Genomic DNA, 14,373 nt, shown 5'->3' with positions numbered 1-14,373 from the left:
GTGGTTTTACTTTTTTAGTGAACTATGAAATACACTCTATCTATATTACTTTATATCCCAATGTTTTAACTATCAAATCACCTATCTAAATACTATTCACTTATTGCTGTAATCTATGAATAAGACTTTTTATTTCCGAGGGATTCAACTCTGTTTTCGTATCTGTTGCTAAACTATTTTTCAGAATTCTAATCTGGGCAGCCTTTAAAGCATCTTTAGCTTTTACCTCCTGATCGGGCATTACCCCAACGTGCTCCCAATTCTTATGACTGACCAGGGAGGTTACTTTTCCTGTAGGAACAAGTAATAAATATTGATTTTGGATTACAAAATGATCTACCGGATTAGCGGCCCCGGGTGTCTTCTCCCCTATTACTTCAGCCAGTTTATGTTCCTGTAAAAAGTAAGCAAGAGCTTCTGCTGCAGAAAAAGTACTTTTACTGGTAAGGATACAGATTTTTTTATGAAGATATTTCGCTCCCAAAACATCTGGTTGTGTACTGTTGACTACCGTCTTGTCTTCATACCTGAAATAAGTCGTATAAAGATCTGTTTTTTTTATAAAAAACAATTACAAATAATAAAGTAGCTTATATACAGTATTTTACAGAGAAGCTTAAAGAGTCAGGTAACGATTTGGTAATGGTGCTGGTTGCATCCTTTTGTTTCTATTTTCCAAGTAACTTCCTGACAAAAATACGATTTATTTTTCTATTGAACTAAAAATATCAGTGCTTCTTACTTTTTGGAAATGACTCATTTTGAATGAGCAACACGCCTAATCTTACAATTATTTATACTGATTCAATACTTGTCTTTTGTTGGCGGTTAAAATGACATTATGGTTGTTCAACAAACCGGGAGTACTTCAACATGATATTTTATCGAATATAATATATGTAGTTTTAATTTATACATATTTTGAAATACTATGCTTACCAATAAAAAATATAAGTCTGATAAAGTAGTAATTCCTTTACTTGGTATTTTAGTAGTTGCCCTTTTCTTTATCCCCAAGGTTTATACCGCTTATTCATTAATAGTATTTGTCATAATTCTTTTAGGGATCATTATTTTTCGTTATCTCAAAGAGAATAGTAAAAAATGGGCTTTGTATAATATACTGGGCTTAATAGCAGCTTATTTAATCATCGCTTTATATGAAAACCTGGCACATTAAATCACACAACATTCTATTATTGGGAGATGGAGAACACACTGCTATCTTCACTTCATCTAAACAAATCGTTTAAGCCATTTATCCTAAATTGGTAGTTTTTCCTTTTCTAATTTTTTTTTCTTCCTTAATCAGTTCTATGTACGACTTGCAGCTTATCTTTTCATTTGATATCCCTTCCTTCTCAAGACCAAACATTATTTCAAGTTTTCTCCCAATTTCATAAGGAATATCTTGTCCATCCCCAATCTGGATTTTTCTATAATTTTTAGCCGTGTTCATACTAACTCCTAAAGCTTTATGCAAAATTCTTGACAATATTTTGTAGTCTCCGTGATTTAATTTCTCGAAGCAGCTATTTATTTTGTACTTATCCATTTAATTGATAGTTTAATATTGTTCATAAAAAGCAATGATAAAAAAACTAATTTGATTATACAAATAATTGATTTTTAGAATGTTCTAATTTTTCTGCCAAATGATACAGTAATCATTATAAAAAAGCATTATTCGAAATGGCAAGTGGAAAATATTTTACGGGAATTTAAAGGCAAAAAATGCCCTGAACACATTACCCGGTGCAAAGTAATCACAAGTAAATCCAACGGTATGTCCAATAAAAAACCCCGGCATCCACCGGGGTTAGATCTCTATTGATACACTTGACTTACGCCTTGTGAATTCTAAAGTTAAATAAAAAACAAATAAGTTGGTTGGTTCCGATTCTTTATTTCAGTCTGATTTACAGCGTAAAGTGCATTTTATTTCTCAAAGATATTATATATAGTAAGGATCAGTTTTTAGGGAAGCTCGCCTTCCTTTGAGTCTAAGGTTCAATGGATTGCATTAATATATTTTTCATAGAATGTTTTTCACAATAGTGAGAAATATGATTAAAAGTATTAAGTTGAATGCACTAAATCGCCCTCTCGGGGAATATTAATATTCACTTAAAAACTATAGCATGGTACAACGTATCTACAGGGATGCTCTATTGAGTATCTCGCAGCATGAAGACAAGGTCAGTATCGAATCTACACACCTCATTGACGAATCCTACCGGATGACGGTATTTCTTCGGGAGCTGCTCTCCCAGATGAAGGAACACGTTTTGAGCAATGGATTTGCTACTAAACATGAAGAAATAGAATTCTTCAGAAAAATCAAACCTCAAATTTTAGGGAAGCTTATTTATTACAACAAACTCTACCGGATCGAAGCTTCGTGTCCTTTTTCGAGTGGAAAAATGCATCAGAAATACTATTCCGGCGAATTACAGAGCTTAAAGCAGGAATACCAGGACCAGATCTGTAATTCTGATTTTTTTCGCTACTACCGCTCCGGTCGAACTGATCTTGACCACGAATATTTTGAACTCGGAAAGATCAATTTCAATGACGGTCTCAACAGTTATGTTTTTGAGATTGATCCCCATTTTTCTACCTATTATGATTATAAGGTCTCCCGAATTATCGCCAACGAATTGCTTTATTCGTATTTATTATCCAAGGTCACCCCCGGTGATGTGGAAGCCAAGGTAAGTGATAAGGATTTTTATTGGACGGATTCCAAAAATGCACTTATCGAGCTTATTTATGCGCTGTGTGCATCAGAAAGCATCTCAGGCGGTAAAATAGGCATCCGGAAGATGAGCATTGTATTTCAGATCGTTTTCAGGATTCCGCTGGGCGATATTCATCATGCGTTCCACCGGATGAAGGATCGCGTGGGAAGCAGAACCGCTTTCATCGATCATCTTAAAACCTCCCTGGAAGAATATATGGATAAAGACCTGTAGTAAGGTTTTATCTGTCACCATTAATTTTGCCCTTATTTCTTATAAAGGCAGGTATTCTTGGCTCATTATAACAAGATCTATTTTCTCCTCTCCGCCCATGCCTGCCAATTGGCAACAATCGTCCCTTTTTAAATGAACAACGCTCGAAAACACAAAAATTACTGATTTTCAATGCATTATAATAATTGATGTAATTTAAAAAATCTTTGTTTTCCATTGGTGGCACTTGGCGGATATTTCCGGACAGGCTGCTGAATTTTGTATGGTAACTAATCAATACTTATACAATGAAAATCATCACCATTGAAGAAGAGGCCTGGCAGCAGCTCAGTGACCGCATTATCTCGATAAGCACTTATATTAAGAAACAGGAAGATACAAGCTATGATTCCTTATGGCTTAATAATCACGAGGTGTGCCAATACCTGCACATTAGTGAGAAGACCCTTTGGAGAATGCGCTCTAAAGGCGAGATCCCTTATTCCAAAATCTACGGGCAGTACTTCTATACTATTGGAGCGATTAAGAATATGCTCAATGCCAATGCTGTTCAAACCGGAGATGAGTATGTCGAAGAATTGATGACTATAGCCCGCAGCTATGTTCAAAAAGGCAGAAAAATTAAATAACCCCTTGATCTGATATTGCTATGGAAATCGATAAAATGGAATTTAACTTCTGGATGAAACGGATCATGGAACGTTTCGATGTTTTGAACGATCAGCTTGGGGTGAATAATAAGCAACTCAGCTCTATAGACGGTGAACAGCTTCTGGATAATCAGGATGTACTTCAAAAGCTAAAAATAAGCAGACGTTCTCTGCAGCGGTACCGTTCTTCCGGTCAATTACCGTATTCGACCATTAGCGGCAAACTCTATTATAAGCTCTCAGACGTGAATCAGTTTGTACGCGGGAGTTTTTCTAATTCCATTGAGAAATCAGCGCCAAAGAGCGCCAAATAGAGCCTCTGAGGGACAATAGCAGGCTGACACCTGATACGTCTGTTACTTTTAACAGCAAATTTTAAAATCATACATCATGAGCGAATTAGAAAATCCGACACAGAAAACTGTAGATCAGTTGTCACCCGATCAGTTATCTGATATTTTATTAGTACTGAACAAGGAAAAAATGAAATTAGAAGCGGTCAAAGGGATCGGGAAAAATGGTGAACTGGAAACGGTCCCTGTAGATAAGAAAAACCAAAACCAGTTCATGAAAGTGGACAAACACGGGGATGTCTTCTCGAATTTCTTTTCTAATTTCATGAGTCAGCTTAAAAACCCGACCAACTTTTCATTCTTCAAAGTTCCCGGAACCTCAGTAGTCAAGGCATCTAATGAGATTCAGAAAGCCATTGATAAACCCTCTCCTGAAGGAGAAAAGGTTTTGTCAAAATATGAAGTGAATGCCAATAAACCTGTAGAAAAGCAGGAACAATCTCAGCAGAAAACAGAATCGCAAAATGAACAGCAAAATCAAGCTCCTATGGAAACTACACAGACCACAGCAACCCCTGAAACAACTCCTGCCACTGTACCCCAAACCGATGGATACCGCTTCAAAGCGGAAGATATTGATTGGGAAACGATGTCCAATCTTGGACTGAGCCAGGAGAAACTGGAAAAAATGAAGCTTCTCGATCCCTTACTTAAGGGGTATAAGAGCAATGAACTCGTATCGATCAGCTTAAATTTAGGGACGGCTATTGTCCGAACGGATGCAAGATTGTCATTACAGCAGAACAATGAAGGAAAAGTCGTTATGGCAATTCATGGCAAACGACAGGAGCCCTCTTTAAATTACAAGTTCTTCGGTCACGAATTTACAAAGGAGGACAAGGATAATCTGCTAAAAACCGGAAATATGGGACGCGTTGTTGAACTCACCAACGGCAAGACGGGTGAACAGATTCCTTCCATTATCAGCATTGACAGGCTCACCAATGAAGTTATTGCTCTGAGAGTGGATAAGATCAAAGTGCCGGATGAGATCAAAGGGGTACAACTTAATGAGCATCAAAAGCAGACTCTTATAGAAGGTAAACCTCTTCATATAGAGGGAATGATCTCCAAAAAAGGGGAACCTTTCAAGGCTGATGTACAGTTTAATGCCGATAAACGGTATGTAGAATTTCTGTTTGACAGAAGTAATTCCAATAAACAGACCCAAACATATCAGCAAAGCATATCAACGGAAGTCCCTACCGTCTTTAGAGATAAGAGGCTTGATGATGAGCAATACCAGAAATTAAAAGAAGGACAAACAGTCTATGTAGACGGGCTTATTGATAAAAAAGGCAAAGAATACCAGGGGTACATCACGTTTGATAAGGAAACAGGCAAGACCGGTTTTGATTTTAAAAATTCAGATGCATTAAAAGATAAGATACAACCTAGAGAAGAAAATAAGACTCAGGTGGCTGTCAATTCAGAGGGAAAAACCAATGAGTCGACCAAGAACAGTCCTGAACCGTTGAAACCGGAACAGTCCAATCCCGATACTAAAAAGCAGCAGCAGCAAAATGAAACACCTAAACCACCTGCTAAATCCAGAGGCAGAAAAAGATAATCAGAAACATCTTAAAATTAGAGAATGCCTACTACCCGGTAGGCATTTTTTATAACCAATATAAAGGTAATCCAGAGAAAAAACAAACCAAAATAGATAAAGATATGAAAGCAATAATAGCAGAAAAACCAAGTGTGGCACGCGAGATCGCGGCACTTGTAGGAGCCACAGAAAAGCATGACGGATATTTAACAGGTAGCGGCTACGAGGTGACCTGGGCACTCGGGCACCTGATTGCATTAGGAATGCCAGAAGATTACGGAATTCCGGGATTTCAGAAAGATGTGTTGCCTATATTACCCAATCCCTTTGTATTAACGGTACGGAAAGTAAAAAAGGATAAAGGATATACTCCTGATACAGGAGCTTTAAAACAAATAAAGATCATCGAGCAGGTTATCAGCCGATGTGACAGCATTATTGTGGCAACGGATGCGGGTCGTGAAGGAGAGTTGATCTTTCGCTATATCTATGATTTCTTGAAATGCAAGAAACCTTTTGAGCGGTTATGGATCAGTTCCCTGACCGAGAAAGCCATCCGTCAAGGATTTGACAGCCTCAAACCCGGCAGTGATTTCGACGGATTGTATGAAGCTGCAAAAGGGAGAAGCCGCGCCGATTGGCTGGTGGGAATCAATGCTTCACAGGCATTAAGCATTGCCGCCGGAAGCGGGATCTATTCTTTGGGAAGAGTACAGACCCCGACGCTGGCTCTTATCTGTAAACGATATCTGGACAATAAAAACTTTGAGGTTCAAAAGTATTGGCAGATTCAGTTGGAGCATAGAAAAGATTTTATAGATTTTAAAAGCCTTTCGGGCACTAAGTGGGATGATAAGAAAAAAGCAGATGAACTGTTACGCTCTATTGAGCGTAATGGAACTGCAACAGTTACGGCTGTAGACAGCAAAACGATTTCAGAACAGCCGCCGTTATTATTTGACCTGACAGGTTTACAGAAAGAAGCCAATAAAAAATTGAATCTTTCTGCCGAACAAACCCTGAACATTGCCCAAGGTCTCTACGAGAGTAAATTCATCACCTATCCGCGTACGGGAAGCAAATATATTCCAGAAGACCTGTGGGTAGAAATTCCACATCTTGTCAGAGCCCTGGGAGAGAGTTCTTCTTTTAAAGAGGCGGTTTCAAAATTGAAATGGGGACGTTTTAACAAGCGTATTGTCAATGATCTAAAGGTAACCGATCATCATGGCTTACTCGTTACGGATAAGATTCCTTCGGCACTGCCGGCAAAGGAAAATGCTGTTTACGAGATGATTGCGTTTCGATTAGTGGAATCTCTTTCGGGGGCTTGTTCCAAAGAGATCACCAATGTAACCTTAGATGTTCTGCATTGTGATTTTTCGGTGAAAGGAACTAAAATACTGGAACCCGGGTGGCGCAGCATAAAGGGACACTTTTCGGAAGAAGACACCGAATCGGTGCAGGAACTTCCCCAATTGAAGATCGGAGATGAACTAAAGATCAAAAATCCTGTGGTACTGGACAAGAAAACGGCTCCGCCTGTTTTATATACAGAAGCCGGACTTCTGTCCGCTATGGAAACAGCGGGAAAGGAAATTGAAAACGAAGCGGAACGTAAAATCTTACAAAATGTGGGAATCGGAACTCCCGCTACCAGAGCTTCGATCATTGAAACCCTATTTACCAGGGATTATATCAACAGGGAAAAGAAATCGCTTATTCCCACCGGGAAAGGATTACAGGCTTATGAGCTGGTAAAAGACAAAAAGATAGCTGATGCGGCAATGACCGCTGAGTGGGAGCTTATCTTGCAAAAGATTGAAAACGGGCAGGCTGATGCCGGAACCTTTCAAAAAGAAATGGAAATCTATTCGGCTTCTATTACCCAGGAATTATTGGATACCTCTATTGTCGGAGCAAACCTGCCGGAGCTTGTCTGTCCTAAATGCAAAAAGCAGCAGCTACTCATCCGTGACAAGATCGTTAAATGTCCTGACGAAGAATGTGAGTGGGTGCAGTTCCGTACGATCTGTGGGGTGCAGATCAGTATTACCGACATTGAAAATCTCATTAATAAAGGAAAAACCTCGCTTATTAAAGGAATGAAAAGCAAGGCAGGGAATAATTTTGATGCCTATATCGTATTGGGTGATAAAGCAGTGACCTCTTTTGAGAAACCGAAAAAAAAGAAATAATGGGCATCAAGACACCCTTAACCTATTATGGAGGTAAGCAAGCCCTTGTGCCCATCCTTCTTCCCCTGATTCCCGACCATGACACGTATGTAGAGCCTTTTGTCGGAGGTGGTGCTTTGTTTTGGACAAAAGAACCTTCCAAAGTAGAGGTAATTAATGATAATAACCGGGAGCTGATCAACTTTTACGAAATTGTACAAAATGAGTTCGTAGACCTTGAAAAAATGATCCGTATCAGTCTTCACAGCAGATCTTTGTATAATGATGCAACGGTCATCTATAATAATCCGCACTTGTTCAATCGGATTAAACGGGCGTGGGCGGTTTGGATACTAGCTTCACAGGCATTCTGCAGCAAGTTCAATGGCAGCTGGGGATACGAGAAGACACAAAAAAAAATTAGTGGAAGTATCTTAAAAAAAAGAGAAGGTTTTACAGAGGACTATGCGATAAGACTCCAATCCGTTCAGATCGAATGTACAGATGCACTGCGGGTGATTCGGAGCCGGGATCATGCTAAGGCATTCCATTATTGTGATCCGCCGTATTTCAATTCTCATTGCGGACACTACAATGGTTACAATGAGGATGATTTTAATGCCCTTTTACAAACATTGGAAGCGGTACAGGGAAAGTTCTTGTTAAGCAGCTATCCAAGTGATCTTTTGCTCTCCTATACTCAAAAAAACAGTTGGAACACTCAATACCTTGAAAAAAAGGTGAGCGTTTCAGTAGGTCTGGGTGTGACAGGGAAAAGAAAAATTGAAGTGCTGACCGGTAATTATAACCTGGATGCGCCCAATGATGAGTTGCTGAAATAGTATACTTTGTGTTTGATATTTCAATACCAGACATGTAATGCGATAAAAACCTTTCTGCTCAGAAAGGTTTTTATTTAAGAGTAAGTCCATTCAAGAATCTGTTTCATAGCATCCTTTATTTCCTGTTGTCCTTTCTTTTTTTTAAGGTCAATTCCGTTGAAAGTATTCCCATTCTTATGGGCATTTAAGGTCAGGTAATATATGCTGCTCATTAAAATAGCTTCTATTGCCTGTTTGTTTTTGTCAGGATCTTTACCATGGTCCCTGTTTTCCTTATTGAATAGCTGCTTTCTTGATTCCTCACGTTCCCTAACCTGTTCTTTGAGCTGTTGCCGATGCTCACTTAACTCCCAGGCAATAACTCCACGCATTTCAGGATCTTCAATTAGGCTGTCAAACTGATTTTCCAGCAATTGGTAGATTCTATCTTTCTCTGAATTAGATTTGGAATTATTTTTAGTGCTTTTTATTTCGATTGGACTAAGATCTCCAAAATTTCTGGCATTAAAGTATTCTTTTACCAGTTCATCACCCCCTCCGAAGTACTCATAAATCAGCTTTTTGTCATGCTTTACATATCGGGCAATGTTGCTTACCGTAATACATGAAAACCCTTCTTGCGCTATAATTTCACCCACAGAATCGATGAGTTTGTTTTTGGTTCTCTCCTTATTTCTAACAGTACCATTGGTGATTTTTCTCGTCACTTTATTGTATTTGCAAGGATGAATGCAATTTCCATACCTCTCTCAATTCCAAACTACGGACAATTAATAGGGCTTTTACTCCAACCTTTCGGATAATGGAGGTTTCGGAAAAGATTGTTTCATGCAACAGGTCAGCAGTATTTCTTAATTATGTTTCAGCGGGCATAAGAATATTTATAGAAAATTAATACTTAAAAAAATCATATACCTGCGAAAAGACACAGTTGATCTTATAATATTCCAACTATAACTTTATGATATTCAAACAATTAAATAATTTACTAACAAAAATTTAGAATTATGGAATTAAAAAACTTAAACCTGGTTGAGCTGGATGCTCACCAAGCAGAACAAATTGATGGGGGTATTTGGGGGTATTTATTTGAACAAATATCCAGCAATTGGAAGGAGATCAAAAAAGGGGCTGTTGACGGATGGAACGGAACTTATCATTAGAAATAGGCCGTAATTAATCAATTTTTTAATAATTTAACTAACACTATTATCATGGAAAATTTAGAAATGCTTACGGATGAAGAATCAATGAATATTGATGCAGGAGGAGGATTCTGGTATGATGTTGCTTACGGACTAGGTCGTTTTGCCAAAGGATATTGGGAACATGCAGGAAGATGGGGCGGGACGGCTGCTCTTTAAATAGCTGATTGTATACCATTACATTTACAAGGCTATTTCAATACAATGGAATAGCCTTTTACCTATGAAAAATACTTATATATTCATATCTTTTCTGTTTATTGCTATTATCAATGGCTATTTCTTTAATTTTTTAAATGATTCTTTTTTTCATTTAAAAGATAGTATGCATGATGATATCTCTAAGGAGGAGATGGCTTTTCTTGCTGTATTGGTGGCTCCATTTTTGGAGACGCTTTTCTTTCAGTTTCTTTTTTATAAAGTTTTAACCGGGTGGTTAGGTCTAAAAAATGATGTGGTGTGCATTCTGATTATGAGTCTTGCATTTTCACAGATGCATTGGTACAATTGGCTGTATGTTGTGATGACCTTTTTTGGAGGGCTGATACTGAATACATTTTATATTACTTTTCGGGGGAGAACGCGATACTATTTCATGATAACCGTCTTATTTCACGCACTTTATAACCTCTATGGGGTACTATTTGTAAAGTAAATTCTTAAAAATTAATGCTTAAAAATATTATCTACCAGGGAATACTGCTTCTTATTATTGTCTTTTTAGTGTCTTTGCCACTGATTCATATTCCTATTTCTTCCTCTTCAAAGGGGCTCATCCGCTCAATGGAAGAGAACTCACAATTGAGCGCTGTAATTAACGGACGAATCATAAAAACCCAATTGATAAAGAACAATCAATCCATAAAAAAAGGCGATACACTTTTGGTGGTAACTGCTGAACAATTAGATACGCAAAAACAGTTACAGGATAACCAAAGTATGGACTATGGTGCTCAACTTCAGGATCTTATTAAGCTCACGCAAGGACAGTTTAGTGGCCTGGAAACGGGGCAATATCAAAAGGAACTTTCTGCCATGCGGGAGAAAATGGGACAGGTTCAAACTGATCTTTCACTAGCGGAGAAAGATCTGGAACGCTCTACCATACTTTATAAAAAAGCGGTCATCACCAAAGCTGAATTTGAAAAATCTCATTATAAGCATCAGGGTCTTGTCAATCAGTTAGCTGGTATTCGTGAGGCGCAGACTGCACAATGGCAGGCACAAAAAAGAGAAGCAGAACGGCAGCTGCGTTCAGCGGCTTCGGAAATTAAACGTATTAATCAGGAACAGAAAAACTATATTATCACGGCACCGATATCAGGAAGGCTTGTTAACTTCTCAGGGATTCAAAAAGGAAACTTTCTTGTTCAGGGTGAAAAAATAGGAGAAATATCTCCCGACCAATCCCTGGTTGCAGAATGCATGGTTTCTCCCAAAGATATAGGGTACATTTCCGTAGGCCAAAAAGTTAAGCTTCAAATTGATACTTATAACTACAATCAGTGGGGGCTATTGGGGGCAGAAGTAATGGAAGTCGATCCTAATATTAAGATCAATCAGCAAACCGGAGAGGCCCTTTTCAGGGTCATTTGTACAATGGACAGTAATTATCTGCAACTCAAAAATGGATACAAGGCACAAATAGGGAAAGGTTTGACCCTCAATGCACGTTTTCATATTAACAATAGAACTTTGTGGCAATTATTATTTGATAAAATAGATGACTGGTTCAACCCGAAACTTTTGTAAGTATCGGCTTACTGATTAACCCTAATAGCTTTTGCCGATGAAGAAAGATATACTGATCAAACAGCAGGATATGAAAGATTGTGGAGCTGCCTGTCTGGCTTCAATAACTGCCCATTATGGTTTAACAATGCCATTGGCGAGAATCAGACAAATTTGCCATACCGATACCCGGGGTACTAACGTGGCAGGACTGATTCAGGGGCTGGAAGCGTTAGGTTTTAACTCCAAGGGAGCTAAGGGAGCACCTGATGCCCTCCCTAATATACCATTGCCGGCTATTGCACATATAGTGGTCAAGGAACACTACCACCATTACGTTGTCATTTATAAGGCGAATAAAGAATCCATTACGGTGATGGACCCGGCTTTTGGAAAAATGATTGTATATTCCATGGAGGATTTTTCAAAAATCTGGACGGGAGTCCTTATATTAATGGAGACCAATGAATACTTTGAGCAAAAGAATGAGAAAACAAGTCTTTACCAAAGATTCTGGAATCTGGTGCAACCGCATAAAAGCATTGTCGTTCAGGCGCTGGTCGGTGCCGTTGTGTATACGATCCTTGGATTATCTACTTCCATATATATTGAAAAAATTACGGATTATGTATTAATTGATGGAAACAAAAGGTTGCTTAATCTTCTGTCGGTTGGTATGATTGTGATCCTGGTGTTTCAGATCTTTATCGGGGTGATGAAAAGCGTACTCACCTTGAAAACAGGGCAAAAGATGGATAAGCATCTTATTATGGGATATTACAAACATTTACTAAAGCTTCCTCAGCGCTTCTTTGACACGATGAGGGTGGGAGAAATTATATCAAGGGTTAATGATGCCGTTAAAATAAGAACTTTCATTAATGATGTAGCGATTCAAATTTTTGTTAATCTATTTATCATTATTTTTTCCTTCGCATTGATGTTTACCTATTATTGGAAATTAGCATTAGTTACAGCATTGGTCATTCCTTTTTACTTTCTCATCTACTGGATTACCAATCTACTGAATAAAAAAGTGGAACGAAAACTTATGGAAGAAGGGGCTGAACTTGAATCTCATTTTGTAGAATCTCTCAATTCCGTAAGGACCATTAAGCAATTTGGGATTGAGACCTATGCCAATAATAAGACAGATAATTCTTTCACCAAGTTGCTGAAAACAATTTATACCTCGGCAATGAATGCTTTTTTTTCCGGCAATTCATCTGAATTTCTGTCAAGAATATTTACCATTGTGTTATTGTGGGTTGGTGCCGGATATGTCATAGAACGAGCCATAACACCTGGGGAACTTCTTTCTTTTTATGCGTTAATCGGTTATTTTACCAGCCCTGTTTCCCAGCTTATCGGGATGAACAAAACGGTGCAGAATGCCTTAATTGCCGCAGACCGGCTTTTCGAAATTATGGATTTGGAAAGAGAGGAAACCACAGAAAAGCTTGACCTTGCAGTCGATCAGATCGGAGATATTCAATTTAAGGAAGTGACCTTTAGCTACGGAAGCAGAGGCGAAGTATTCAGTGATTTCAGCTGTATCATTGAGAAAGGCAAAACTACTGCTATAGTCGGAGAAAGTGGCAGCGGGAAAACGACCCTAGCATCTTTGATCCAGAATTTATATCCACTAAAAAAAGGAAAAATAATGATTGGTGATTATGATGTGAACTATATATCGAATCAGTCATTACGAACCCTGGTTTCGGTTGTTCCCCAGCAAATCGATTTATTTTCGGGCAATGTCGTTGAAAACATTGCGTTAGGTGAAGATTTTCCGGATATACAGAGGGTCTTACATATTACAAAGAGTCTTGGTATATTAAGTTTTATTGAAAAGCTGCCGAATGGATTTCAGACCTATTTAGGGGAAAATGGCGCCTTATTATCAGGTGGGCAAAAGCAAAGAATAGCGATTGCCAGGGCACTGTACAAAAATCCTGAAATACTCATATTGGATGAAGCTACTTCCTCTTTGGATTCGGAAGCAGAAGAGATTATTCAGAATACCTTGGGAAGACTCAAAAATGAAGGAAAAACGATGATCGTCATTGCCCACCGTTTAAGTACCATTGCGAGTGCTGATACCATCTTGGTTCTAAAAGCCGGTAAAATCATAGAGCAAGGGAGCCACCATGATCTGATCTCCCAAAATACGGTGTATAAATCGATGTGGGAGAAACAAGGGATAACCTAAATAAATAAAAAACCAGGAAGAAATTCCTGGTAACACAAATTAAGAAAAAAATATTAGGGTGTTAAAACAAAAAAACTATCTAATACCAAATGTATAGAATTATGATATACGGAAAAAGCATAATCAGGGATTGCTCTATAACAGCAACTAAATATCGGTAAACAACTGAATAAAGTATGTGATAATTTCTATATGACGAAAATTATTAAGAAGAGTAAAATAAATAAAAGTCAAAATTCCAACTTTGAGTTGTAGAAATACGCTGTCTTATGAATAAAAGCACTGTGAGAATAACGGCTATCTGCAGTCCGATATAGAAACTCCTGCAATCAGAGAATTGCAGGAGTTCTTTTTTTTTACTGCTTGCTATAAGCTACGGAAACTTTTCTGAATTCCTTGAATAATTTACTTAATTCCAGTGCCGATTTACGGGCTCTGGTACCTGCTGCTTTATTACCTTTTTCTGCCTGTTGGTTCGCCTCAGCTGCAAATGCTTCAAACTCTGCATTGATCTTTTCAATCAATTCTTTCATAATCTTTTCTTTTAAAAATTAAGGTACAAAAATAAGCTTTACTATTTAATTACACCAGAGCAGCGCCAAAGAAAGCCACTCAAAGCCTTTAAGTTCCATTAACAGTATCAGGTATTTTTCATGGGCTATTTTCAGAATCCTAA

General features: G+C 38.1%; 16 protein-coding genes. 12 read left to right on the top strand and 4 right to left on the bottom strand.

The features are described from left to right. Positions 1-100: 100 nt before the first annotated feature. Positions 101-571 carry a S41 family peptidase gene (locus C1634_RS06285; protein WP_103235510.1) on the bottom strand — a complete coding sequence of 157 codons (471 nt, stop codon included), beginning with the start codon at positions 569-571 and terminating at the stop codon, positions 101-103. A gap of 360 nt (positions 572-931) precedes the next feature. On the opposite strand from C1634_RS06285, the gene C1634_RS06280 reads away from it, so the two are divergent. Continuing rightward, on the top strand, positions 932-1,180 hold the full coding sequence (locus tag C1634_RS06280; protein WP_109738057.1) for a hypothetical protein: 249 nt from the start codon (positions 932-934) through the stop codon (positions 1,178-1,180). Positions 1,181-1,258: 78 nt separating this feature from the next. Here C1634_RS06280 and C1634_RS06275 read toward each other — a convergent pair whose 3' ends face one another. After that, the gene (locus tag C1634_RS06275; RefSeq protein ID WP_103235608.1) at positions 1,259-1,555 is read right to left on the bottom strand and encodes a hypothetical protein; all 297 of its coding nucleotides are present in this window, start codon (positions 1,553-1,555) and stop codon (positions 1,259-1,261) included. 586 nt (positions 1,556-2,141) lie between these two features. On the opposite strand from C1634_RS06275, the gene C1634_RS06270 reads away from it, so the two are divergent. The 6 genes from C1634_RS06270 (at position 2,142) to C1634_RS06245 (ending at position 8,549) form a co-directional block, all read left to right on the top strand. Then, positions 2,142-2,975: an RteC domain-containing protein gene (locus C1634_RS06270; RefSeq protein WP_109738055.1), complete on the top strand. Its 834-nt coding sequence runs from the start codon at positions 2,142-2,144 to the stop codon at positions 2,973-2,975. Positions 2,976-3,262: 287 nt separating this feature from the next. Next, positions 3,263-3,604 carry a helix-turn-helix domain-containing protein gene (locus tag C1634_RS06265; RefSeq protein ID WP_109738054.1) on the top strand — a complete coding sequence of 114 codons (342 nt, stop codon included), beginning with the start codon at positions 3,263-3,265 and terminating at the stop codon, positions 3,602-3,604. A gap of 20 nt (positions 3,605-3,624) precedes the next feature. Beyond that, positions 3,625-3,939 carry a helix-turn-helix domain-containing protein gene (locus C1634_RS06260; protein WP_103234138.1) on the top strand — a complete coding sequence of 105 codons (315 nt, stop codon included), beginning with the start codon at positions 3,625-3,627 and terminating at the stop codon, positions 3,937-3,939. 76 nt (positions 3,940-4,015) lie between these two features. Next, on the top strand, positions 4,016-5,548 hold the full coding sequence (locus C1634_RS06255) for a DUF3945 domain-containing protein (RefSeq protein WP_109738053.1): 1,533 nt from the start codon (positions 4,016-4,018) through the stop codon (positions 5,546-5,548). Positions 5,549-5,652: 104 nt separating this feature from the next. Continuing rightward, entirely contained in the window at positions 5,653-7,728 is a 2,076-nt protein-coding gene (locus C1634_RS06250) for a type IA DNA topoisomerase (RefSeq protein ID WP_103234136.1), read from the top strand. Beyond that, on the top strand, positions 7,728-8,549 hold the full coding sequence (locus tag C1634_RS06245; protein ID WP_103234135.1) for a DNA adenine methylase: 822 nt from the start codon (positions 7,728-7,730) through the stop codon (positions 8,547-8,549). The genes C1634_RS06250 and C1634_RS06245 overlap by 1 nt, the downstream gene beginning before the upstream one ends. A gap of 74 nt (positions 8,550-8,623) precedes the next feature. Here the strand turns inward: C1634_RS06245 and C1634_RS06240 are convergent, their stop codons facing one another. After that, positions 8,624-9,256: a TetR/AcrR family transcriptional regulator gene (locus C1634_RS06240; RefSeq protein WP_103234134.1), complete on the bottom strand. Its 633-nt coding sequence runs from the start codon at positions 9,254-9,256 to the stop codon at positions 8,624-8,626. Positions 9,257-9,556: 300 nt separating this feature from the next. On the opposite strand from C1634_RS06240, the gene C1634_RS25900 reads away from it, so the two are divergent. The 5 genes from C1634_RS25900 to C1634_RS06225 all read left to right on the top strand — a co-directional run bounded on the left by C1634_RS25900 (position 9,557) and on the right by C1634_RS06225 (position 13,697). Then, positions 9,557-9,712: a hypothetical protein gene (locus tag C1634_RS25900; protein ID WP_165835273.1), complete on the top strand. Its 156-nt coding sequence runs from the start codon at positions 9,557-9,559 to the stop codon at positions 9,710-9,712. A gap of 51 nt (positions 9,713-9,763) precedes the next feature. Then, positions 9,764-9,913 carry a hypothetical protein gene (locus C1634_RS25895; RefSeq protein WP_165835272.1) on the top strand — a complete coding sequence of 50 codons (150 nt, stop codon included), beginning with the start codon at positions 9,764-9,766 and terminating at the stop codon, positions 9,911-9,913. Positions 9,914-9,977: 64 nt separating this feature from the next. Further along, the gene (locus tag C1634_RS26505; protein WP_103234133.1) at positions 9,978-10,409 is read left to right on the top strand and encodes a CPBP family intramembrane glutamic endopeptidase; all 432 of its coding nucleotides are present in this window, start codon (positions 9,978-9,980) and stop codon (positions 10,407-10,409) included. A 14-nt stretch (positions 10,410-10,423) separates the two neighbouring features. Then, positions 10,424-11,506, top strand: coding sequence for an HlyD family secretion protein (locus tag C1634_RS06230; RefSeq protein ID WP_103234132.1), 1,083 nt, complete (start codon positions 10,424-10,426; stop codon positions 11,504-11,506). Between the two features lie 37 nt (positions 11,507-11,543). Further along, the gene (locus tag C1634_RS06225) at positions 11,544-13,697 is read left to right on the top strand and encodes a peptidase domain-containing ABC transporter (RefSeq protein ID WP_109738051.1); all 2,154 of its coding nucleotides are present in this window, start codon (positions 11,544-11,546) and stop codon (positions 13,695-13,697) included. Positions 13,698-14,053: 356 nt separating this feature from the next. Here the strand turns inward: C1634_RS06225 and C1634_RS06220 are convergent, their stop codons facing one another. After that, positions 14,054-14,230: a histone H1 gene (locus C1634_RS06220; RefSeq protein ID WP_103231283.1), complete on the bottom strand. Its 177-nt coding sequence runs from the start codon at positions 14,228-14,230 to the stop codon at positions 14,054-14,056. Positions 14,231-14,373 lie beyond the last annotated feature (143 nt).

Source organism: Chryseobacterium viscerum (assembly GCF_002899945.2).
In the GTDB taxonomy this organism is placed as follows: domain Bacteria; phylum Bacteroidota; class Bacteroidia; order Flavobacteriales; family Weeksellaceae; genus Chryseobacterium; species Chryseobacterium viscerum.
This window is presented reverse-complemented; position numbering and strand designations above follow the sequence as displayed.